The sequence below is a fragment of the Pseudomonas taiwanensis genome (genome assembly GCF_013393345.1).
Taxonomy (GTDB): Bacteria; Pseudomonadota; Gammaproteobacteria; order Pseudomonadales; family Pseudomonadaceae; genus Metapseudomonas; species Metapseudomonas resinovorans_C.
Window position 1 is genome coordinate 18,457 of record NZ_QJRF01000052.1, and the last position, 22,713, is coordinate 41,169.

Genomic DNA, 22,713 nt, shown 5'->3' on the forward strand with positions numbered 1-22,713 from the left:
CCTCCGCTGCCGCCAAGTCAGGCAAATCGAAAGGTTAGCCGTCCCGCTGCGGGGCGAGCGATCCGTTCGGCATAAGGGCTAGTCGCGCCCGGAAGCACAGGGCTCCACCCATCCTCAGAAGCATCTGTCAGTGGAGCTGCCCGGTGGCTTTCAGGTGATCCTTCACCGAGCGCAGACGCGGCAGGGGCAGGCAGACGAGGATGGTCAGCGCCAGTACACCCACGCCCATCAACGGCAGGTTGGACAGTCCCATGTTGGTGCTCAGCCACAGTCCGCCGACGAAGGCGCCGCTGGCATTGCCCAGGTTGAAGGCAGCGTGGCTGAGGGTGGCAGCGAGGCTCGCCGATTCGCCGGCCTGTTCCACCAGCAGCAATTGCAGCGGCGAGGAAATGGCGAAGCTGGCCACGCCCCAGAGGAACAGACAGCCCAGTGCCAGGACCGGAATCTGTGCGAAGGCGTAGAGGCCCAGCAGGCACAGAGTGCTCACGGTGAAGGCCAGCGGCAGCGCGTAGCGGAAACCCCTGTCGGCCAAACGGCCACCCAGCAGGTTACCCACGGTGAGACCGATGCCGAACAGCAGCAGGGCGAAGTTGGCGTGTTCCGGTTTGAATCCGGATACGTCGCGCAGCAACGGGCTGATATAGGTGAACACACCGAACAGCGCCACCGACGACAGGCTGCAGACGAACAGCGCGTGCAGTACCGGGCGCCGCAGGATGCCGTCCCAGGCACCGGCGGCATTGGCTTGCGGCTTCGGCGTGGCGGGCAGCCAGAGCGCTTGCGCCAGCAGGGTGAGGAAGCCGAGCGCTGCTACCACCATGAACGTCACCCGCCAGCTGGTGGCCTGGCCCAACCAGGCGCCAGCCGGAACGCCGAGGACGTTGGCGATGGTCAGGCCGCTGAGCACCAGGGCCATGGCCGAAGCGCGGCGGTGCGGAGGGGCCAGTTCAGCGGCCAGCAGGGTGGCGCAGCCGAAGAAGCCGGCATGGCTGAAGGCGGTGAACATGCGCATAGCCATCAGCCATTCGTAGTTCGGTGCCAGGGCGCAGCCGAGGTTGCCCAGGGCATAGGCGCCCATTAGCCAGAGCAGTGCCTGGCGGCGCGGCAGGCGACCGAGCAGTGGACCCAGCAGCGGCGCGCCGATCACCACGCCCATGGCGTAGGCGCTGACCAGCAGGCCGGCGTCGGACAGGCTGACCTGGAGGTCTTTGGCCACTTCGGGCAGCAGGCCCATGATGATGAATTCGCTGCTGCCGACGACGAAGCCGCCCAGGGCGAGGGCCAGCAGTGGCAGAGAGAGGAGGGTGCTCGGGTTCATGCGGGTTCCGGTGGCGGGGCTTTTTTGCGAGGGGCGCGGATTCTACGCGCATTTCCTTGCAGGGGGCTTACCGAGTGGCAGCCGGAGGGAATAGACACTGTGGGGGCGAATTCATTCGCTATGCAGACCGCGGGTCTGCCCCTGGGATGTCCAGGGGGCAGCTGCGCTGCCCATTGCGAATGAATTCGCCCCCACAAGGAACGGCAAGGACCGCCGCAGGGCGATCAGCCGTTGATGAACTTGCTCAGGAATTGCTTGGTGCGCTCTTCCTTCGGCGTGCTGAACAGCGCCTTGGCGTCTCCCTGTTCGACGATCACACCCTTGTCGATGAAGATCGCGCGGTTGGCCACGTCACGGGCGAAGGTCATTTCGTGGGTGACGATCACCATGGTGCGATTCTCTTCGGCCAGGCCGCGAATGGTGGCGAGCACTTCACCCACCAGCTCCGGGTCGAGCGCCGAGGTGGGCTCGTCGAAGAGGATCACGTCGGGCTCCATGGCCAGGGCGCGGGCGATGGCCACGCGTTGTTGCTGGCCGCCGGAGAGGCGCTTGGGATAGGCGTCTTCCTTGCCCGCCAGGCCGACCTTGGCCAGCAGCTTGCGGGCCTTTTCGACGGCGCGCTCGCGGGGTTCCTTCTTCACCACCACCGGGCCTTCGATGACGTTCTCCAGCGCGGTGCGATGGGGGAAGAGGTTGAAGTTCTGGAACACGAAGCCGACGTGCTGGCGCAGCTTGCGGATCAGCCCTTGCTGCTGCTTCAGCGGCTTGCTCGCGTCGATCTCGATCTGGCCCACTTTGATGAGCCCGCCGCTGGGCACTTCCAGCAGGTTGAGGCAGCGCAGCAGGGTGGTCTTGCCCGAGCCGCTGGGGCCGATGATGGCCACCACTTCGCCCGGCTCGATGGTCAGGTCGATGCCCTTGAGCACCTCCTGGCCTTTGAAGGATTTGGTCAGGTTACGGACGGTGATCATCAGCTGTCCTGCTCATGCTGGTTGACCCGCGCCTCGAGGCGGCCCTGGAAGTGCGACAGCACGGTGGCCAGCACCCAGTAGATCAGCGCGGCGGCCAGGTACATGGTGAAGATTTCGAAAGTGCGTGCGGTGATCAGCTGCGCCTGGCGGAACAGTTCCGGCACCTGGATGGTGGCGGCCAGGGCGGTGTCCTTGACCAGCGAGATGAAGCTGTTGCCCAGCGGCGGCAGGGCGGTGCGCGCAGCCTGCGGGAGGATGGCGCGGACCAGCGTCTGGGTACGGCTCATGCCGATGCTGGCGGCCGCTTCCCATTGCCCCTTGTCGATGGAGGCGATGGCGGCGCGGAGGATTTCCGAGGTGTAGGCGGCCATGTTCAGCGAGAAGCCGATCAGCGCAGCCGGCAGCGGTTCGAGCTGGATACCCAGCTGCGGCAAGCCGTAATAGATCATGAACAACTGCACCAGCAGCGGCGTGCCACGGAAGAAGGACACGTAGATCCGCGACAGCCATTGCAGGGCGGTGAAACCGTAGAGGCGCATCAGGGCGAGGACGAACCCCAGCAGCAGTCCGAAGAACATGCCGCCGAGGCTCAGTACTACCGTAAAAACCGCGCCCTTCAACAGGAAGGGCGCGGAATCCAGCGCAAGTTGAAGGCTTGCGTCGATCATTGGGTCACGTCAGCCTTGAACCATTTCTCGGAGAGTTTTTTCAGGGTGCCGTCGGCTTTCAGCTTGGCCAGTGCCTTGTCGATGGCGGCCAGCAGTTCCGGGTTGCCCTTGCGCAGGGCGATGCCGGCTTCCTGGCGGGAGAACGGTTCGCCGGTCACAGCGAGCTTGCCGCCGGTTTTCTCGACCATTTCGAAGGCGGCCAGGCGGTCCACAAGGATGGCGTCGATGCGGCCGACGTTGAGGTCCTGGAACTTGGTGGGGTCGTCGTCGTAGGTACGGATGTCGGCCTGCGGGACGTTTTCCTTCAGCCACTGCTCGTAGTTGGTGCCCAGGCCCACGCCGACTTTCTTGCCGGCCAGGTCGGCTGCGGTCTTGATGCCGCCCTCGGTGCCCTTGCGCACCAGCGCCTGGATGCCTGAGACGGTGTAGGGGGTGGAGAAGTCGTACTTCTTCTTGCGCTCGTCGGAGATGGTCACCTGGTTGATCACCACATCCAGACGCTTGGATTCCAGCGCCGCCAGGATGCCGTCCCACTTGGTCGGCTGGAACTCGGCCTTCACGCCCAGCTCCTTGGCCAGTGCCTCGGCCAGTTCCACTTCGAAGCCAGTCAGCTTGCCGCTCTCGTCCTGGTAGTTGAAGGGCGGGTAGGTGCCTTCCAGGCCGACCTTGATGGCGCCTTTCTGCTGGATGTCCTGGAGCAGGTCGGCGGCGGAGCTGGTGCCGACGAAACCGGCGCCGAGCACCAGGCTCAGGCTGCCGAGGATGAACTGGCGACGCAGGGTTGCAAATGTCATATGAGCCTCACGGGGCAGGGTGGCTAAAGGTGTCGCAACTCTAGGGATTTGGTTATATGCAATAAAATAATTAAAAATTATCTATTGCTGCAATCAGGGAATAAGCGGGTGTCACGGGGTACCCGCAGGATGATAGGCGAACAACGCGGGGGAGCCACCGGTGTGCAGGAACAGCACCGGCCCGTCACCTTCGAAAGCACCCTTTCCGAGGCCATCGAGCAGGCCGGCGAAGGCCTTGCCGGTGTACACCGGGTCCAGCAGCAGGCCTTCAAGGCTGGCGGCCTGGCGCACGGCGTCCAGGGTTCCGGCGTTCGGCTCGCCATAGCGCGGGAAGAAATACTCGTCCCACAGCTCCACCTTGAGCCCGGCCGGTACCGGCACGCCGAGCAGGTCGGCGGTGCGTTGCAGCAGACCTTCCACTTTCGGGCGCTGGGTGGCGTCGGGTCGCGAGACGGTGACGCCGACTACGCGCGTGCCGGGAAGGGCGGATTCCAGCGCCAGGGCGAGGCCGGCATGGGTCCCGGCGCTGCCGGAGGCCAACACCACGGCGGAGAAGTGTTCGCCGCTGGCCTTGATCTGCTCGGCCAGTTCCAGGCCGGCGCGCACATAGCCGAGCGCACCCAGGGCGTTGGAGCCACCGATGGGGACCAGATACGGTTTCTTGCCGGCGGCGCGCAGGCGTTCGCCGGTGGCCGCGAGAAGCTCGTCGGCGTTGTCCAGGTTGGGCACGAGTTCGACCTCGGTGCCGAACAGGTCCAGCAGTAGGCGGTTGCCGTTCTCCAGGTAGTTGCGGTCGGCGGTGCCGATGGGGTTTTCCAGCAAGGCGACGCAGCCAAGGCCCAAGCGCGCGGCGAGAGCGGCCGTCTGGCGCACGTGGTTGGACTGGATGGCGCCGGCGGTGACCAGGGTGTCCGCGCCCTGGGCCAGGGCCTCGGCGGCGAGGAACTCCAGCTTGCGCACCTTGTTGCCGCCCAGGGCGAAGGGGGTGAGGTCGTCGCGCTTCACATAGACGTCGCGGCCGAGCTTCTGCGACAGGTGCGCAAGCTTCTCCAGCGGGGTGGGCGAGGGAACCAGTTCCAGGCGGGAAAAGCGGGCGAGGGCGGCGTTGAGCATGACAGCGGCTCACTGGGCAGTTACGAAGCCTGCCACTCTAGTGAGCCGGGGGCTCGCAGGCAATTCGCAGACGCGACATGAAAGTACTGGTCAGTCAGGTTGTGGGCGCTACTCGGGCGGCTCGTTTATATGTCAGATGTGGAATATAAAAATAAGAAAACGATATTTGTTAGTTATAAAAAATCTTCGTAGTGTCGGCCTCAACCCGGCGCACCCAGACCGGGCATCCCAACACTTGCTCGCGGCTGAAGATCCAGCCGGAGCCGCAGAATCGAAAAGGATCATCATGAAGAAGACCCTGCTGTTGACCGCTCTGGCTGCCGCCCTGTCCGTCACCTTCGCCCAGGCTGGCGAGAAGCTCGTAGTAGCCGCCACCCCGGTACCGCACGCCGAAATCCTCGAGCTGATCAAACCTCAGCTGGCCAAGGAAGGCGTGGACCTGGAAGTGAAGGTCTTCACCGACTACGTGCAACCCAACGTGCAGGTCGACCAGAAACGCCTGGACGCCAACTACTTCCAGACCAAGCCCTACCTGGACAACTTCAACAGCGGTAAAGGCACCCACCTGGTGATCGTCAAGGGTGTGCACGTCGAGCCCTTCGGCGGCTACTCCAGCAAGTACAAATCCCTGAAGGAACTGCCGGACGGCGCCACCATCGCCCTCCCCAACGAAGGCAGCAACAGCGGCCGCGCCCTGATCCTGCTGCAGAAAGCCGGCGTGATTAAGCTGAAGGACCCGAAGAACGCCCTGGCCACCCCGAAGGACATCGCCGAGAACCCGCACAACTTCAAGTTCAAGGAATTGGAATCGGCCCTGCTGCCGCGCGTGCTGGACCAGGTCGACCTGGCCCTGATCAATACCAACTACGCGCTGGAAGCCAAGCTTAACCCGACCAAGGACGCGCTGGTGCTGGAAGACCGCACCTCGCCCTACGTGAACTACCTGGTAGCCCGTCCGGACAACAAGGACAGCGACGCCATCAAGAAACTCTCCGCCGCGCTGACCAGCCCGGAAGTGAAAGCCTTCATCGAGCAGAAGTACTCCGGCGCGGTCGTGCCGGCGTTCTGATCACCTGCTAGCCACGGTGGCGGGAGCATGACCCGCCCCTCCTCACGCCGACGAGTCTCGACTATCGTCGGCGTTCTTTTTTTCTGCTGCACTTGCAGGGGCGATTCCTTGTGGGGGCGAATTCATTCGCTGAGGACCGCGCAGCGGTCCCCGACCATGTAGGGCAGTCCTGCGGACTGCATAGCGAATGAATTCGCCCCCACAATGGCAAGTGCCAGCCTGCCTTTCCGGAGCTCCCCATGCCCACCCCCAAACCCGGCCTGTCCACCCGTTCCGTCCACAGTGGTAACGACGTCGACCGCAGGATGGTCACCCGGCCCAAGAGCCTGCCCATCTACGAATCTTCAGTGTTCGTCTATGACTCGCTGGAGCAGGTGGACGACTTCCTCGCCGGCAACCCCGACAACTACATGTACACCCGCATCGCCAACCCCAATCAGGCGGCGCTGGAGGAGTTGGTGTGTGCACTGGAAGGTGGCGAAGCGGCGCTGTTCTCCGCGTCCGGCATGGCCTCGGTGAGTGCGGCGTTGCTGGGCCGGTTGAATGCTGGCGACCACCTGATCGCCAGCCGCGAGCTCTACGGCACCACCCAGAGCCTGATCGAGAAGGAGCTGGCGCGCTTCGGCATCACCGCCACCCTGGTGGAGATCAACGACCTGGCGGCGGTGGAAGCAGCCATCACCCCGGCGACGAAACTCATCTACACCGAAACCGCCTCCAATCCCCTGGTGCGGGTCAGCGATGTTCCGGCGCTGGCGACGCTCGCCAAGGCCCGTGGCCTGAAGCTGCTGGTGGACAACACCTTCCTCTCGCCGGCGCTCTACAACCCGCTGGCCGCGGGCGCCGACCTGGTGCTGCACAGCACCACCAAGTACCTCAACGGCCACAGCGATGCCACCGGCGGCATCCTGGTCGGCGATGCCGAATGGATCGCCCAGGCGCGGCGCTTCCAGATCAACGCCGGTGGTAGCGCCAGCCCGTTCGAGGCCTGGCTGACCTTCCGTGGCGCCAAGACCCTCGCCCTGCGCATGAAAGCGCACTCGGCCAATGCCCAGGCCCTGGCCGAAGCCCTGGAGGCCCATCCGAAAGTGGCCCAGGTGTTCTACCCGGGTCTGCCTTCGCACCCGGATCACGCGCTGGCCCAGCGGCTGTTCCCCAAGGGCGCCTCGGGGATGCTCAGCTTCACCCTGCACGGCGGCCTGGCTGAAGTGGACGCGCTGATCCGTGCCCTGAAGAACACCGCTTTCGCACCGTCCCTCGCGGGCGTCGCCAGCAGCATCACCCACCCCGGCAAGACTTCTCACCGCGCCCTGTCGCCGGAAGCCCTGGCCGAGCTGGATATCCATGACGGCACCATCCGTGTATCGGTGGGCATTGAGGACGCGGCCGATATCGTTCAGGACTTCGTGCAGGCGTTGGATAGCCTCTGATAGCTCTCCTTGTGGGGGCGAATTCATTCGCTAAGGACCGCGCAGCGGTCCCCTTCGGAACGGCAGGTCTGCGACCTGCATAGCGAATGAATTCGCCCCCACAAAACAGCAAAAGCTCCGTACCTCGACCTTCTATCCTTATTCAATAAAAGTATTTCACGGCGCGTTCTTATGCTCGCTATTCTCTCGCCACAACTTGTTATAACAAGTCAGGATCACGAGCGAACAACGACATGGCCGAACTGCTTCCCCTCTCCCCGGTACCGCTCTACAGCCAGCTCAAGGAGCTGCTGCGCGGGCGCATCCTCGACGGCACCTACCCGCCCCACAGCCGCATGCCCTCGGAAAGCGAGCTGGGCAAAGCGTTTGGTGTCAGCCGCATCACCGTGCGCCAGGCGCTGGGCGACCTGCAGAAGGAAGGGCTGATCTTCAAGATCCACGGCAAGGGCACTTTCGTCGCCAAGCCCAAGGCCTTCCAGAACGTCACCACCCTCCAGGGCCTGGCCGAGTCCATGACCCAGATGGGCTACGAGGTACTGAACCGACTGCGCAGCTTCAAGCACGTGCCGGCCAGCGCCCTGGTGGCCGCGCGACTGCAGGTGGAGGAAGGCAGCCCGGTGACCGAAATTCGCCGCGTGCGCCTGATCAATCGTGAGCCGGTCTCCCTGGAAATCACCTGGTTGCCGAAGGCGGTGGGCGAGAAGCTGGAGAAGGCCGACCTCGCCACCCGCGACATCTTCCTCATCCTCGAAAACGACTGCGGCATTCCCCTCGGCCATGCCGATCTGGCCATCGATGCAGTGCTCGCCGACGGCGACCTGACCCAGGCGCTGGAAGTGGAAGAAGGCTCGCCGATCATGCGCATCGAGCGCCTGACCCACGCTGCCGACGGCACGCCGCTGGACTTCGAACACCTTTACTACCGCGGCGATGCCTTCCAGTACCGCCTGCGCATCGACCGTCAGAAGGGGCCCCAGGTATGAGCACCCGAGAACAGGAATACGACATCGTCGTCATCGGCGGTGGCACCGCCGGCCCGATGGCCGCCATCAAGGCCAAGGAAAAGAACCGCGAGCTGCGCGTGCTCTTGCTGGACAAGGCCAACGTCAAGCGCAGCGGCGCCATCAGCATGGGCATGGACGGCTTGAACAACGCCATCATCCCCGGCCACGCGACGCCTGAGCAGTACACCAAGGAAATCACCATCGCCAACGACGGCATCGTCAATCAGGCGACCGTGCATGCCTACGCCACCCACAGCTTCGAGACCATCGAGCAACTGGACCGTTGGGGTGTGAAGTTCGAGAAGGACGAGACCGGCGACTACGCGGTGAAAAAGGTCCATCACATGGGCGCCTACGTGCTGCCGATGCCCGAGGGCCACGACATCAAGAAAGTGCTCTACCGCCAGCTCAAGCGCGCGCGGGTGGAAATCAGCAACCGCATCGTCTGCACCCGCCTGCTGCTGGATGGCGAGGGCGCGGCGAGCGGGGTGATGGGCTTCGATTGCCGCAGCGGCGAATTCCGGGTGATCCGCGCCAAGGCGGTGATCCTTGCCTGCGGCGCCGCCGGCCGCCTCGGCCTGCCGTCTTCCGGCTACCTGATGGGCACCTACGAGAACCCGACCAATGCCGGTGATGGTTACGCCATGGCCTATCACGCCGGGGCGGAGCTTTCGAACCTGGAGTGCTTCCAGATCAACCCGCTGATCAAGGACTACAACGGCCCGGCCTGCGCCTACGTCACCGGCCCCCTGGGCGGCTACACCGCAAACAGCAAGGGCGAGCGCTTCATCGAGTGCGATTACTGGAGCGGCCAGATGATGTGGGAGTTCCACCAGGAACTCGAAGGTGGCAACGGCCCGGTGTTCCTCAAGCTCGATCACCTGGCCGAAGAAACCATCCAGACGATCGAGGAAATCCTCCACAGCAACGAGCGTCCGAGCCGTGGTCAGTTCCACGCCAACCGGGGTACCGACTACCGCTCGCAGATGGTCGAGATGCACATCTCCGAGATCGGCTTCTGCTCCGGCCATTCGGCCTCGGGCGTGTGGGTCAACGAGAAGGCCGAGACCTCGGTGAAAGGCTTGTATGCGGCGGGTGACATGGCCGCCGTGCCGCACAACTACATGCTCGGCGCCTTCACCTATGGCTGGTTCGCCGGGGTCAACGCGGCGGCCTACGTGGCCGGTCGCGACTTTGCCGAGGTCGATGCCGAGCAGGTGGCGCGCGAGCGGGCGCGGGTCTTCGCCCCGCTGGAGCGTGAGCACGGGCTGCCGCCGGCGCAGGTCGAGTACAAGCTGCGGCGCATGGTCAACGACTACCTGCAGCCGCCCAAGGTGACCAAGAAAATGGAGATCGGCCTTACGCGCTTCGCCGAGATCGAACGAGACCTGGCGCAGATGAAGGCCAACAACCCTCACGAGTTGATGCGCGCCATGGAAGTGGCGGTGATCCGCGACTGCGCCGAAATGGCCGCCCGTGCCTCGCTGTTCCGCGCCGAGAGCCGCTGGGGCCTGTACCACCACCGCGTGGACTTCCCCGAGCGCAACGACGCCGAGTGGTTCTGCCACTGCCACCTGAAGAAGGGCGAGGACGGCCGCATGACCAGCTTCAAGAAAGCCGTGGAGCCGTACCTGATCCCGCTGGATGCCGAAGAGCAGCAGGCCTATGACCGCCTGCGGGTGAAGACCGAAGCCGCCGCGTAGCAGGATGGTTTCGTAGGTTGGGTAGAGCGGAGCGAAACCCAACAACCGGTTCGCAGAACCGGCCACCGGACGAAAGCGGGAGCGCGTTGCGCTCTTCGCGGCTGAAGCCGCTCCCACAAAAGAGCAAGCCGAGAGCCCCAGGCTCCAAGGAAATCGTGAAATGGCCCATCAACCCCAGGAAATCTTCTTCCGCAGCAGCGCACCGGTGACCATCGACGAAGACAAGTGCATCGCCGAAAAGGGCTGCACCGTTTGCGTCGAGGTCTGCCCGATGGACCTCCTGGCCATCAACCCGGCCACCCAGAAGGCCTACATGGCCTTCGACGAATGCTGGTACTGCATGCCCTGCGAGAAGGACTGCCCGACCGGCGCGGTGAAGGTGGAGATTCCTTACCTGCTGCGCTGAGAAGCCTGTAGGAGCCAGCTTGCTGGCGAACAACGGACCTGCAGGCAAGAGCTTCGCCAGCAAGCTGGCTCCTACCGAAAACCACAAAGCAAATGCCATCCGGCCAACCCCCGGACGCCTCACCTGAAAGCCCCTCGTTTCCCACCACCCGACCACGTGGCGGAGACGATTCCAACACTCATGATTCGAGGGGAAAAACCCATGCGTCTTCGTGCAACCGTCGCCGGCCTCGCGCTGGCCATCTCCAGCCTGTCCGCCTCCGCGGAAACCATCCGTATCGCCATCGGCACCCAGGACACCACCATCAACTGCGCCACCGGCGGCCTGCTCATTCGCGAGCTGGGCCTGCTGGAGAAGTACCTGCCCCATGACGGCAAGTACAAGGACGCCGACTACCAGGTGGAGTGGAAGAACTTCACCAGCGGCGCGCCGCTGACCAACGAGATGGTCGCCGGCAAGCTGGACTTCGGCGCCATGGCCGACTTCCCCGGCTCCTTCAACGGCGTCGCCCACCTGGATGCCGGCAAGCAGAGCCTGTTCATCAGCGTGCTCTCGGGCAGCACTCGGGGCAGCGGTAACGGCATCGTGGTGCCGGCTTCGTCGCCGGTTCAATCGCTGGCCGAGCTCAAGGGCAAGACCATTTCCGTGCCCTTCGCCTCCACCGCCCACGGCATGCTGCTGCGCGCCGTCGCCGCCCAAGGCTGGGACCCGGAGAAGGACGTGCGGATCATCGCCCAGCCGCCGGAAATCGCCGGCTCGGCCCTGCGCAGCAACCGCATCGAGGCCCACGCCGACTTCGTGCCCTTCGCCGAGCTGTTCCCCAACCGTGGCTTCGCCCGCAAGATCTACGACGGCTCCCAGGCCGAGGCGCCCACCTTCCACGGAGCGCTAGTGGACGCGGCCTATGCGAAGAAATACCCGGAGATCGTCACCGCCTACCTGCGCGCCAGCCTGGAGGCCGACCGCCTGTTCGCTGCTGAACCGGAGAAGTACAGCGAGCTGATCGAGAAGGTCACCGGCATCGAAGCCGAGGTGAACTACCTGTTCCACGGTCCCCTTGGCCTGCAGACCCGCGACCTCACCTGGAAGCCCGAATACCGCAAGGCGGTGGCCACTTCCATCGACACCCTGAAGCTGCTGAAGAAGACCGACCGTGGCTTGGATACCGCCAAGTTCATCGACGACCAGTACATCCGCGCGGCGTTCAAGTCGGCGGGCCAGGACTACGACAAGGCGCTGAAAAACTACGAGCCGCTGCCGCTCAAGGCCAACGACGCCGCCACCGGCAAGCCGATCACCGACTTCAAGCGCCTGGCGCAGATCTGGGTGCGCGGTGAAGACAAGGTGCGCCACTACGCCTCGCCGGAAGCGGCACTGACCGCGCTGGCGCAGCTGGAGCAGGAGGGCAAGGACATCCGCGCCATCTACGCCCAGGCCACCGACAGCGGCATCAAGCTGCTGGCCAACCAGGCCTGGTTCGTGCGCAACGACAAGGGTGAGCTGAGTGCCTTCCTGCTCAAGTCCCAGGCCGAGCAGTACGCCCAGCAGAACGGTGGCACGGCGCTCGATTTCGTGAGTGCCAATCAGAAGCAGGCCGTCGCCAGCCGTTGATTGCCTTGCCCTCTCCCCCGGCCCCTCTCCCTGAAGGGAGAGGGGAGTCGCTCCCTCGCCCCTCGGGGAGAGGGCTGGGGAGAGGGGGTAGCAGCAGGAGAAAACCGATGACCAACCTCTACCGCTGGCCCCTGCGCCTCGCATCACTGGCCGCCTGCCTGCTGTTCTGGCAACTGGCCGCCAATGCGCGCCTGGACCTCGGGCTGTTCACCTTCACCTACGTGCCCACGCCGGCTGCCGTGCTCGACGCGGCCTGGCAGTTGGCGCACTCCAGCAAGCTGCTGCCGCACCTGGCCAGCAGCCTGTCGCGGGTGTTCGCCGGCTACCTCGCCGCCGCCCTGCTGGGTGTGCTGCTGGGGCTGCTCATCGGCCGCTCGAAATGGGCCGAGGACAGCCTCTTGCCGCCGCTGGAAGTGCTGCGGCCGATCCCCGCGGTGGCCTGGATTCCCCTCGCCATCCTGATGTTCCCCTCGTCCGAGCTGTCGATGGTGTTCATCACCTTCACCGGCGCGCTGTTCCCGATCCTGCTCAACACCGTGCACGGCGTGGAAGCGGTGGACCCGCGCCTGATCGCCTCGGCGCGCAGCCTGGGTGCGGGTCGGCTGGCAATCCTGCGTGAAGTGATCCTGCCAGGCGCGGCGCCGAGCATCGTCACTGGCCTCGCCATCGGCATGGGCACGTCGTGGTTCTGCCTGGTCACCGCCGAGATGATCTCCGGGCAGTTCGGCATCGGTTATTACACCTGGGAGTCCTACGTGGTGCAGAACTACGCCGACATCGTCGTCGGCATGCTGTTGATCGGTGTGCTCGGCATGGGCAGCAGCGCCCTGGTGAAGCGTCTGGGCGCGCTCGCCACGCCCTGGTACCACGCGCGGAGGAACGCTTGATGAGCAGCTTCGAACGCGCAGTGGAACCCGGCCGCATCGAGGCCAAGGGCGTCTCCATCCGCCTGGGACAGGGCCGCGATGCCTTCGAGGCGGTGCAGGCCCTGGACTTCGCCATCGCACCGGGGGAATTCGTCTGCATCCTCGGCCCTTCAGGCTGCGGCAAGTCCACCTTGCTTGGTGCCCTGGCCGGCCACCTCACGCCCAGCGCCGGCCGCCTGGAGGTGGACGGCCAGCTGGTCGCGGGACCTTCGCCCGAGCGCGGCATGGTGTTCCAGCACCACACGCTCCTGCCCTGGCGCAGCGTGCTCGACAACGTCGCCTTCGGCCTGAAGATGCAGGGCATCGGCAAGCTCGAACGTCAGCGTCGCGCCGCCGAATTCCTCGGCCTGGTCGGGCTCGGCGACTTCGCCGCACGCTGGCCCAGCCAGCTCTCCGGCGGCATGCAGCAGCGCGCCGAGATCGCTCGCGTGCTGATCAACCGTCCTCGGCTATTGCTCATGGACGAACCCTTCGGCGCGCTGGATGCGCAGACCCGTTCGCGCATGCAGGAACTGCTGCTGGATATCTGGACGCGCATCCGCACCACCGTGGTGTTCGTCACCCACGACATCGACGAGGCACTGTTCCTCGCCGACCGCATTCTGGTGATGAGCCCGCGTCCCGGTCGCTTCATCGAAGACCTGCGCCTGGACTTCCCGCGTCCGCGCCGCGCCAGCCTGCTCACCAGCCCCGGCTTCACCCACCTCAAGCGTCATTGCCTGGAACTGCTGCGCCATGAAGAAGGCCGCGAGCTGCCACGCCTGACACCGCTGGGACTGCCCACCGATCACCCGCCATTGCGAGTCGCCCTATGACCCACCGTGAAACCGACAACCCCGACATCCTGGACCTGTTGCCACGCCTCGCCGCTGACGACGCCGGCGTGCGCCGCATCGCCCTGATCGAACTGGCCGACCTGGAAGACCCGGAGGGCCTACCCTGGCTCACCGACGCGCTGGTGGTGGACCCGGCCGCCGAGGTGCGCGCCGAGGCTGCGCGCCTGCTGGAAGCCTGGGAGGAACCCGAGGTGGTGCAGGCACTTTGCGCGGCTCTGGTCGATGCCGCCGAGCCGGTGCGCCTGGCCGCCGCCCAGAGCCTGAGCGAACTGAAAAGCCTGGAAGCGGGGCAGTTGGTCCTGCCCTGGGTCACCCACGCCGACGCCTTCGTGCGCAGCAGTGCCTTGCGTGCCCTGCGCGAGTTGCGTCTTGAGGACGCCGCCGGTGCCGCGCTTCTGGCGCTGAGCGATAGCGAGGCTGCGGTGCGCCGTGAGGCGGTGGGCATTCTTGGCTGGCTCAAGCACGGCGAGGCATTGCCGGCGCTGGCGCGTCTGGCCAGCGACGATGCCGATACCGAAGTGCGCCGCGCCGCCACCGGCGCCCTTGGCCTGGCGCGCGATGCCGGTGTGTTGCCGGCCCTGTATGCGGCCCTGCGCGATACCACCTGGCAGGTCCGCGAGGAAGCCGCGACTACCCTCGGCAAGGTCGGGCTGAGCGAAGCCGGCCCCGCACTGGTGAAGGCCCTGGAAGACGATTACTGGCAGGTCCGCTTGCGCGCCGCCCGTGCCCTGGGCCGCCTGCGTTATCGGCAGGCCCTCGCCGAGCTGGCTACCCTGCTTGGCCATGGCATCGCCAACCTGCGCAAGGAAGCGGCGCTGGCACTGGGTGAACTGGGCGACGCCGCCGGGCTACCTGCTCTGCGTGCCGCGGAAGCCGACAGTGATCCGGAAGTCCGCAAGGCCGTACGCATCGCCCTGGCGCAACTGCAGGGAGCCGCCTGATGGACGCCCCCAGCGCGCTACGCAATTCCCGTAGCCAGGCGCGCCTGAGCCTGGAGTGGGCCGATGGCGAGCAACAGCAGATCAGCCACACCCGCCTGCGCGGCGCTTGCCCCTGCTCGCAGTGCAAGGCAGCGCGTCTGCGCGGGGCGATCACGCTGGTGGACGAAGGCGTGATCCTGGAGCGCATCGCGCTACAGGGTTATGGCGTGCAACTGGTGTTCAGCGATGGGCACGAGCGCGGGATTTATCCCTGGGAATACCTGCGGGAGTTGGGCGGCATGTAGGAGCGAGCTTGCTCGCGAAATGTTGTGCACGGACCGTTCGCGAGCAAGCTCGCTCCTACACGTTCTGCACCGAACCTGTGGGAGCGAATTCATTCGCGAAAGGGCCACGCACCCGGCCCTACAAGAGCCCCGTCCGCGCGGGGTCGATCCTGGCACTTTCCTGTAGCGAATTCATTCGCGAATAAATTCGCCCCCACGTTGTGTGCCCAGCACATGCCGGCAGAAGGCGATGCAAACCAGGGCGAAGACGATGAGTCCGAGCCACTCCGCCGTATCACTGAATCCGGGGCCGACCAGGGCCAGCGGGGCATCCTTGCCGGAAGTGCCAATCAGCCCGGCGAGCAGGATGCCCATCAGGCTCTCGCCGACGATCAACCCCGAGGCCAGCAGCACGCCACGGCGGCGGGGCACTTCGGCGTAGCGCTCCAGGTCCTGCCCGGCAGCCTGGGCGCGCCTGGCCAGGCGGCTGTCGATCAGCCAGCCCAGTGCAGCGCCAATCACCAGGGTCATGCCGATGGTCGGTGGCAGGTAGATGCCCAACCCCACCGCGAGTACCGGCAGGCTGGCCTTGCTGGTGCGGCGCAGGGCCAGGTCAACGAGGATCAGGGCGATCCCCAGCACAACGCCGATGAGGATCATGTTCCAGTTCAGCGCGTCCTTGAAAATGCCGCTGGCGATGGCGGTGAGCAGGGTCGCCTGGGGCGCCGCCAGGGCCTGCTGCGGGTCCATGCCCTCACGGGGCAGGGCGCCGGGGAAACCGTAGGCGTTGTAGAGCAGGTCGAGCACCGGCGGGATCACCAGTGCGCCCACCAGGCAGCCGACGATCAGCGCCACCTGCTGGCGCCAGGGTGTGGCGCCGACCAGATAGCCGGTCTTGAGGTCCTGCAGGTTGTCGTTGGAGATGGCCGCAATGGCCAGTACCACCGACGTGGTGAACAGCGCCAGGGCGATGGCGACCTTGCCGTCGGCCAGTTGCAGCAGACCGGACTCCAGGCTGCCCATGCCGAGGATCAGCAGCGACACCAGGATCACCGCGATGATGCCAATGCCGGAGATCGGGCTGCTGGACGAACCCACCAGGCCGGCCATGTAGCCGCAGGCGGCGGCGATCAGGAAGCCGAAGAAGAAGGCGAAGAACACGCAGCCGGCCACAAAGCCCCAGAACCCGAAGCCGGACAATTCCGGCGCGGCCTCGTGGAGGAAGTTGGCGAAGACGCCGAGCAGCGCGAGCAACAGCAGCCCGGCCAGCAGCAGGATCGCCTTGGGCGGCATGTCGCGCTCGGTGCGGGCGGTGCTCGTCTCGCCCTTGCCGCGAACGGCGCGCAGGGACGTCCACACACCTTGCGCCATGGGCTTGAACAGGGTGGCCAGGGTCCAGAGCGCGGCGATGCCGATGGTGCCGGCGCCGAGGAAGCGCACCTGCGAACTCCACAACTGAGTGGCCAGCTCACTCAATCCCTGGCCTGCGGCCGGCGTGGCATTGAAGGTCAGCAGTGGCACCGCCACGCCCCAGCAGATCAGCACGCCGATGAGGATGGCGATGCCGGCGGTGATACCCATCAGGTAACCCGCGCCGACCAGGGCGAAGGAGAACCCGGTGGAGAAGCGGAAGGCCGCCTGCCCGGCGCCCAGCCACAGGCTGATGCTCTCGCCGAGTACCTTGAAGCCGCTGCTGCAGAGGCTGAAGGCAGCAGCCACCAGACCGCCTCCAAGGATGTCGCGCAGACCGGGTTCACCGCGACGCTGGGCTGCGGTCTTGTCGTCGCCTTCGTCGCTGCTGCCGACCCGGAGGATCTCTGCCGCTGCCACGCCTTCGGGGTAGGGCAGCTCACTCTGCACCACCATCACGCGACGCAGGGGGATGGTGTAGAGCACGCCGAGGATGCCGCCGATGGCGCAGATCATCGCGGTCTGCCAGAAGGGAAAGCCTGCCCAGTAACCGATCATCAACAAGCCGGGAAGGATGAAGATGATCGAGGACAGGGTGCCGGCCGCCGACGCCTGGGTCTGCACCATGTTGTTCTCGAGGATGTTCGAGCCCTTGAAGTAGCGCAGCACCGCCATGGAGATCACGGCGGCGGGAATCGACGAGGCGAAGGTCAGGCCGACCTTGAGGCCGAGGTAGACGTTGGAGGCGGTGAACACCAGGGTGATCAGCGCGCCCAGGATCAACCCGCGCAGGGTGAGTTCGGGTAGGTCGAGGTGGTCAGGGACGCGGTCCGTCATGTCGCTCTCCAGGGGCATGCCTGCGGGGTTGCGCCGGCACGGGAAAGCCTAGACCACGGGGCGTAACCGGATCAGAACGGCTTGTCGCCCAGGATGGTCGCGCGGTGCATCACGCGGCGCTGCGGCCGGTAGTCGTCCACGGCGAAATGCTGGGTGATGCGGTTGTCCCAGAAGGCCACGTCGCCCACCTGCCAACGCCAGCGAATGGTGAACTCCGGGCGGGTGGAATGAGCGAAGAGCAGGCGCAGCAGCGCATCGCTTTCTGCTGCCGAGAGTTCGTTGATGCGGGTAGTGAAGCCCTCGTTGACGAACAGTCCTTTGCGTCCGGTAACCGGGTGAGTACGTACCACTGGATGGCTGCGCGGCGGGTGCTTGCGCTTGGCATCCTCCAGGCGCTCGTGCTCTTCGGCGGTGAGGCTGAACCGCTCCTCGGGGAATGAGCGGGACAGGTCGTGGGTCGCGGTCAGGCCTTCGAGCAATTGCTGGATGGGTTTTGACAGCGCGTCATAGGCCGCACTGCTGCTGGCCCAGAGCGTGTCGCCGCCATAGGGCGGGAGCTGCTTGGCGGCGAGCACCGCACCGAGTGCCGGGGTTTCCAGGAAGGTCACGTCGGTGTGCCAGAGAGCGTTGTCGCGCACGTCGGTGACGGCGGTATCCAGGACCAGCACTTCCGGCTGATCGGGAATGTTCGGATAGATCGGATGGATATGCAGGTCGCCGAAATTGCGAGCGAAGGCGGCCTGCTGCTGCGGGTTCAGCGGCTGGTCGCGGAAGAACAGTACCTGGTGGGTCAGCAGGGCTTGCTCCACCGCTTCACGCAGCGAGGCATCGAGCGGCTTGCTGAGGTCGAGGCCTTCGACCACGGCGCCAAGGGCGGGGGAGAGCGGGGTGATGTGCAGAGGCATGGCGGGTATCTCGATGTCTGGATGTGTTGGGCTTCGCTGCGCTCTGACCAACCTACGACGCCACCGTAGGTTGGGCCGGGCGGCGTTCCGCGAGCGCAGCGAAGCCCAACGAGGGATGTTCAGTGGCTCTGCCCATGCCAGGGCACGAGCTTGCGTTGCAGGGCGCGCAGGCCGAGTTCGAGGGCGAAGGCGATCAGGGCGATGACGAGGATGCCGAGGATCACCACATCGGTGACCAGGAACTGCGCCGCCGACTGCACCATGAAGCCCAGGCCGCGGGTGGCGGCCACCAGTTCGGCAGCCACCAGGGTGGACCAACCGACGCCAAGGCCGATGCGTACGCCGGTGAGGATGTCCGGCAGGGCGCTGGGCAGGATCACATGACGGACCAATTGCACTTGGGTGGCGCCGAGGGACTGCGCCGCGCGCAAGCGCGCCGGGTCGACATTGCGCACGCCGGTAGCGGTGGCGATGGCGATGGGGGCGAAGATCGCGAGGAAGATCAGCAGCACCTTGGACAGCTCACCGATGCCGCACCAGATCACGATCAGGGGCAGGTAGGCCAGCGGCGGAATGGGTCGGTAGAACTCGATCAGCGGGTCGAAGATGCCGCGGGCGATGCGATTGCGGCCAATGGCTATACCCAGCGGCACGGCAATCAGCACCGCCGCCAGCAGGGCCAGGCCAATGCGCCCGAGGCTCGCGCCCAGGTGCTGCGAGAGGCTGGCGTCCATGTAGCCCTGGGTCAGCAGCACCCAACCCTTGCGGGCGATGGCCTGCGGGCTGGGCAGGAACAGCGGTTCGATCAGGCCGGCGGTGGTCACGGCGCACCAGGCCAGCAGCAGGCTGCCGAGGGTCAGCAGGCTGATGGACAGGGTGCTCAGGGGGCGGCGCTGGCGCGGTTTCACGGACGGCGCGGACTTGCTGGCCAGGGTCAGGTCGAGGCTGCTCATGCGCTTCTCCTATGACGTTCGGCGAAAACCTGGGCGAGCACGTGCTCGCGCGTTTCGATGAACTGCGGGTCGGACTTGATCGCCCGTGCGCTTTCCCCGGCGGCGTAGCGTTGGCCGAAGTCCAGGCGCAGGCGCTCGGCGATGCGGCCCGGATTGGGCGACAGCAGAATGAGTTCGGTGGCGAGGAAGACCGCTTCCTCGATGTCGTGGGTGATCAGGAACACCGGTTTCGCCGCGCGCCGCCAGACCTGCAGCAACAGCTCCTGCATCTGCTCGCGGGTGAAGGCATCCAGCGCACCGAAGGGCTCATCCATCAACAGCACGCGAGGGTCGGCAGCCAGTGCGCGGGCGATGCCGACGCGCTGTTTCTGTCCACCGGAAAGCTCCCAGATGCGGCGCTTGTCGAAGCCGGCCAGGTCCACCAAGGCGAGCATTTCGCGAGCACGCGCCTCACGCTCGGTACGGGGTACGCCGGCCAGTTCGAGGCCGAAGGCGACATTGCCGAGCACGTCCTGCCAGGGCAGCAGGGCATCGTCCTGGAACACCACGCCACGTTCGGCGCTGGGGCCGCTGACGGGCACGCCGTCGAGGCTGATACGGCCGGCGCTGGGGCTGACGAAACCGGCGATGAGGTTGAGCAGGGTGGTCTTGCCGCTGCCGGAAGGGCCGAGGGCCACCAGCAGCTCTCCGGGGCCGAGGTCGAAGGAAATATCGGTCAGTACCGGCTCGGCCGCGCCTGGGTACTGTGCGCTGATGCGCTCCAGTTGGAGTAAGGCCATTTTGCGAATGCTCTTCAAGGTAGAGCTGATTGAGCGAGCTAGAGCATGGCTAGGCGAAAACGACCGAGGACGCGGAGCTTACTGTTGTAAGTGAGCAGTCCGAGGTCGTTTTCAACAACGCCACGCCGACGCGCAGCCGATCAGCCAATCAATTGGTGACGTATTTGGCGCTGACGTAGGGCGCGTAGTCAGGCAGTACGGCGTCGACCTTGCCTTGCTCCTTGAGGAAGGCGGCGGTCTCGCTGATGGCCTGCGTGGTCGGCGCGCCCAGGGCGGTGGCCTGGTCGGCGGCCAGCGGGAAGACGTTGCCCTGCAGCAGCAGCGGGATGTCTTCGGCCTTGGCGCCGGAGAGCTTCACCAGCTTGTCGATGTTGCCCTTGTCGGCCAGCCAGGCTTTCGGGTCCTTGCGGTAGTCGGCGTAGGCGTCGAGGGTCACCTTGGCGAAGGCGCGGACGACTTCAGGGTGTTTCTCGGCGAAGTCCTTGCGCACGATCCAGGCGTCGAAGGTAGGCGCGCCCAGCTTGCCCAGTTCGGCGGAGCTGATCAGTACCTTGCCATTGGATTTGGCCACGCCCAGGGCCGGGTCCCAGACGTAGGTGGCGTCGATGTCACCGCGCTGCCAGGCGGCGACGATGGCCGGCGGCGCGAGGTTGAGGATGGTCACCTTGGTGGGGTCGATCTGCCAGTGCTTGAGGGCTGCCAGCAGGCTGTAGTGGCCCGTGGAAACGAAGGGCACGGCGATCTTCTTGCCGATCAGGTCTTCGGGTTTGGTGATGCCGGCGCCGTTGCGCGCCACCAGGGCTTCGGCGTCACCGATCTGGGTGGCGATCAGGAAGGTCTGGATCGGCAGCTGGCGAGTGGCGGCGGCGGCCAGGGGGCTGGAGCCGACATAGCCGATCTGCACATCACCGGAGGCGACGGCGGTGATGACTTCAGCGCCGCTGTCGAACTTGCGCCAATCGATCTCGGATTTGCTGGCCTTTTCATAGGCGCCATCGGCCTGGGCCACTTTGGCCGGGTCGACGGTGGTCTGGTAGGCGACGGTGAAGTCCGCGGCCTGCGCGCTGAGGGCCAGGCTGCCAAGGGTCAGGGCCGCCAGCAGGCGACGGGGGAACAGGGACGGAATCATGGGGTGCTCCTCAACGGGCAAGGGCCGGTCTTGGAGGCCGGTCCACGGGACAGGGTGTGCTGCTTTCTGGGTTGTCCGGTGGTCCGGTGAAGAGAATTTAATTGATCTAAAAAACGCGAAATAAATAATTTTTTAGCATTAGCTTAGGTCAGACGGATTGCTGCCCTCCGTAGAATTGCTTATTGCTGAAAGTTATCTGCATCTAAAAAATAATTCTTTTTAGAAATTAGCATTCGCCTTCTAGAGTGGCGGCCTGCCGAAAGCGGACCGCCGCATCGCACTTGCACCGGAGCCTGTGAAAAAGACAGTGGCTTCGAAGGTCACGCAGCGGCGCGTCGCGTCAGCTCCTGCTCCGGGCATCCCAACACCCTTACAAGATCGCAATGGAGCATCGAGCATGAACAAGTCGTCCCTCGCCCTGGCCGTCGCCCTCGGCGTGCTGGCCCAGCAGGCCGCCGCCGGCGGTTTCATCGAAGACAGCAAGGCCAGCCTGACCCTGCGCAACTTCTACATCAACACGGACAACCGCCAGTTCGCCGACGCGCCGTCCAAGCAGGAAGAGTGGGGCCAGGGCTTCCTCTTCAACTACGCCTCTGGCTACACCGAAGGCACCGTCGGGGTCGGCGTCGATGCCCTCGGCCTGTTGGGCGTGAAGCTGGATTCCGGCAAGGGCCGCCACTACAACCCGACCAGCGCCAGCTACGGCGGCACCGTGTTCCCGACCGACAACGACGGCCGCGCCAAGGACGATTTCGGCAGCCTCGGCGTGACCGGCAAGGTGCGTATCTCCAAGACCGAAGCGCGCCTCGGCACCCTGCTGCCGAAGCTGCCGGTGGTGACCTACAACGACGGTCGCCTGCTGCCGCAGACCTTCGAGGGCGGGCAGGTCACCTCCAACGAAATCGCCGGCCTGACCCTGGTCGGCGGCCAGCTGGAACACGCCAAGGGGCGTAACTCCAGCGACGCCCGCGGCCTCTCCATCGCCGGCGCGAACAACGCCCGCACGGGTCAGTTCGTCAACAAGTTCTACTTCGCCGGTGGCGACTACAAGGTCAGCGACAACCTGCTCGCGCAGTACTACTACGGCAACCTGGAAGACTTCTACCAGCAGCACTTCGTCGGCCTGACCCACAACTGGGCGCTGCCGGTGGGCGCGCTGAAGTCCGACCTGCGCTACTTCTACAGCGACTCCGACGGCAAGAACGCCAGCGTCGAAGGCCGCCGCGAAGGCTTCCGCAGCTCGGGCAACTGGGCGACCAACGATCCGGACCGCTTCGAAGTGGACAACCGCACCTGGAGCGCCCTGTTCACCTACACCCTCGGCGGCCACGCGGCGAGCCTGGGCTACCAGCAGGTGTCCGGCGACAGCGCCTTCCCTTTCCTCAACCAGGGCGACGGCGCCACCGCCTACCTGATCACCGACCGCCAGATCGGCAAGTTCCTCAGCGCCGGCGAGCGCACCTGGGTGGCCGAGTACGGCTACGACTTCGCCAAGCTCGGCGTGCCGGGGCTGAAGGCCGTGGGCACCTACCTGAAGGGCAGCAACATCGAGACCCAGGGCAGCGACCAGGGCGAGTGGGAACGCGACTTCCGCCTCGACTACGTGCTGCAGGGCGGCCCGCTGAAAGGCCTCGGCGTGTCCTGGCG

Annotated in this window: 21 protein-coding genes; 11 read left to right on the plus strand and 10 right to left on the minus strand. The window is 65.5% G+C overall.

From position 1 onward, the window contains the following. Nucleotides 1–127: 127 nt before the first annotated feature. The 5 genes from DM872_RS11545 to DM872_RS11565 all read right to left on the minus strand — a co-directional run bounded on the left by DM872_RS11545 (nucleotide 128) and on the right by DM872_RS11565 (nucleotide 4,864). Nucleotides 128–1,318, minus strand: coding sequence for an MFS transporter (locus tag DM872_RS11545; RefSeq protein ID WP_179059625.1), 1,191 nt, complete (start codon nucleotides 1,316–1,318; stop codon nucleotides 128–130). A gap of 224 nt (nucleotides 1,319–1,542) precedes the next feature. Further along, the gene (gene tcyN, locus DM872_RS11550; RefSeq protein WP_179059626.1) at nucleotides 1,543–2,289 is read right to left on the minus strand and encodes an L-cystine ABC transporter ATP-binding protein TcyN; all 747 of its coding nucleotides are present in this window, start codon (nucleotides 2,287–2,289) and stop codon (nucleotides 1,543–1,545) included. Then, nucleotides 2,289–2,957, minus strand: a complete 669-nt coding sequence (gene tcyL, locus DM872_RS11555; protein ID WP_179059627.1) for a cystine ABC transporter permease — start codon at nucleotides 2,955–2,957, stop codon at nucleotides 2,289–2,291. Before tcyL ends, tcyN begins: the two co-directional genes overlap by 1 nt. After that, a complete protein-coding gene (tcyJ, locus tag DM872_RS11560) occupies nucleotides 2,954–3,751 on the minus strand; it encodes a cystine ABC transporter substrate-binding protein (protein ID WP_179059628.1) in 798 nt (265 codons plus the stop codon). Before tcyJ ends, tcyL begins: the two co-directional genes overlap by 4 nt. A gap of 111 nt (nucleotides 3,752–3,862) precedes the next feature. Further along, complete coding sequence (locus tag DM872_RS11565; RefSeq protein ID WP_179059629.1) at nucleotides 3,863–4,864, minus strand: D-cysteine desulfhydrase; 1,002 nt, start codon at nucleotides 4,862–4,864, stop codon at nucleotides 3,863–3,865. Between the two features lie 286 nt (nucleotides 4,865–5,150). Here DM872_RS11565 and DM872_RS11570 point away from each other — a divergent pair, with 286 nt between their 5' ends. From DM872_RS11570 to DM872_RS11615, 10 genes are all read left to right on the plus strand, one after another. Further along, nucleotides 5,151–5,933, plus strand: a complete 783-nt coding sequence (locus DM872_RS11570; RefSeq protein WP_179059630.1) for a MetQ/NlpA family ABC transporter substrate-binding protein — start codon at nucleotides 5,151–5,153, stop codon at nucleotides 5,931–5,933. A gap of 239 nt (nucleotides 5,934–6,172) precedes the next feature. After that, on the plus strand, nucleotides 6,173–7,363 hold the full coding sequence (locus DM872_RS11575) for a trans-sulfuration enzyme family protein (RefSeq protein WP_179059631.1): 1,191 nt from the start codon (nucleotides 6,173–6,175) through the stop codon (nucleotides 7,361–7,363). Between the two features lie 233 nt (nucleotides 7,364–7,596). After that, nucleotides 7,597–8,346 (plus strand): GntR family transcriptional regulator, encoded by a 750-nt coding sequence (locus DM872_RS11580; protein ID WP_179059632.1) that lies wholly within the window; start codon nucleotides 7,597–7,599, stop codon nucleotides 8,344–8,346. Further along, the gene (locus DM872_RS11585; protein WP_179059633.1) at nucleotides 8,343–10,070 is read left to right on the plus strand and encodes a fumarate reductase/succinate dehydrogenase flavoprotein subunit; all 1,728 of its coding nucleotides are present in this window, start codon (nucleotides 8,343–8,345) and stop codon (nucleotides 10,068–10,070) included. Before DM872_RS11580 ends, DM872_RS11585 begins: the two co-directional genes overlap by 4 nt. A 160-nt stretch (nucleotides 10,071–10,230) precedes the next feature. Then, the gene (locus DM872_RS11590; protein WP_028629110.1) at nucleotides 10,231–10,476 is read left to right on the plus strand and encodes a 4Fe-4S dicluster domain-containing protein; all 246 of its coding nucleotides are present in this window, start codon (nucleotides 10,231–10,233) and stop codon (nucleotides 10,474–10,476) included. Between the two features lie 201 nt (nucleotides 10,477–10,677). Beyond that, a complete protein-coding gene (locus DM872_RS11595) occupies nucleotides 10,678–12,087 on the plus strand; it encodes an ABC transporter substrate-binding protein (RefSeq protein WP_179059634.1) in 1,410 nt (469 codons plus the stop codon). A 107-nt stretch (nucleotides 12,088–12,194) separates the two neighbouring features. Next, complete coding sequence (locus tag DM872_RS11600) at nucleotides 12,195–12,974, plus strand: ABC transporter permease (RefSeq protein ID WP_179059635.1); 780 nt, start codon at nucleotides 12,195–12,197, stop codon at nucleotides 12,972–12,974. Beyond that, a complete protein-coding gene (locus DM872_RS11605) occupies nucleotides 12,974–13,828 on the plus strand; it encodes an ABC transporter ATP-binding protein (RefSeq protein WP_179059636.1) in 855 nt (284 codons plus the stop codon). The genes DM872_RS11600 and DM872_RS11605 overlap by 1 nt, the downstream gene beginning before the upstream one ends. After that, entirely contained in the window at nucleotides 13,825–14,790 is a 966-nt protein-coding gene (locus DM872_RS11610) for a HEAT repeat domain-containing protein (protein WP_179059637.1), read from the plus strand. The genes DM872_RS11605 and DM872_RS11610 overlap by 4 nt, the downstream gene beginning before the upstream one ends. Then, entirely contained in the window at nucleotides 14,790–15,074 is a 285-nt protein-coding gene (locus tag DM872_RS11615; RefSeq protein ID WP_179059638.1) for a DUF971 domain-containing protein, read from the plus strand. Before DM872_RS11610 ends, DM872_RS11615 begins: the two co-directional genes overlap by 1 nt. Before the next feature lie 171 nt (nucleotides 15,075–15,245). On the opposite strand, the gene DM872_RS11620 is transcribed toward DM872_RS11615, so the two are convergent. The 5 genes from DM872_RS11620 to tauA form a co-directional block, all read right to left on the minus strand. Next, nucleotides 15,246–17,300, minus strand: a complete 2,055-nt coding sequence (locus tag DM872_RS11620) for an OPT family oligopeptide transporter (RefSeq protein ID WP_179059639.1) — start codon at nucleotides 17,298–17,300, stop codon at nucleotides 15,246–15,248. 71 nt (nucleotides 17,301–17,371) lie between these two features. Then, nucleotides 17,372–18,205, minus strand: coding sequence for a taurine dioxygenase (gene tauD, locus DM872_RS11625; protein ID WP_179059640.1), 834 nt, complete (start codon nucleotides 18,203–18,205; stop codon nucleotides 17,372–17,374). 119 nt (nucleotides 18,206–18,324) lie between these two features. Further along, nucleotides 18,325–19,158, minus strand: a complete 834-nt coding sequence (tauC, locus tag DM872_RS11630) for a taurine ABC transporter permease TauC (RefSeq protein WP_179059641.1) — start codon at nucleotides 19,156–19,158, stop codon at nucleotides 18,325–18,327. Further along, a complete protein-coding gene (tauB, locus tag DM872_RS11635; RefSeq protein WP_179059642.1) occupies nucleotides 19,155–19,937 on the minus strand; it encodes a taurine ABC transporter ATP-binding subunit in 783 nt (260 codons plus the stop codon). Before tauB ends, tauC begins: the two co-directional genes overlap by 4 nt. Nucleotides 19,938–20,085: 148 nt before the next feature. Then, entirely contained in the window at nucleotides 20,086–21,066 is a 981-nt protein-coding gene (gene tauA / locus DM872_RS11640) for a taurine ABC transporter substrate-binding protein (RefSeq protein ID WP_218649242.1), read from the minus strand. A gap of 397 nt (nucleotides 21,067–21,463) precedes the next feature. On the opposite strand from tauA, the gene DM872_RS11645 reads away from it, so the two are divergent. Continuing rightward, nucleotides 21,464–22,713: OprD family porin (locus DM872_RS11645; RefSeq protein WP_179059643.1), on the plus strand; the 1,250-nt coding region annotated here is incomplete at its 3' end.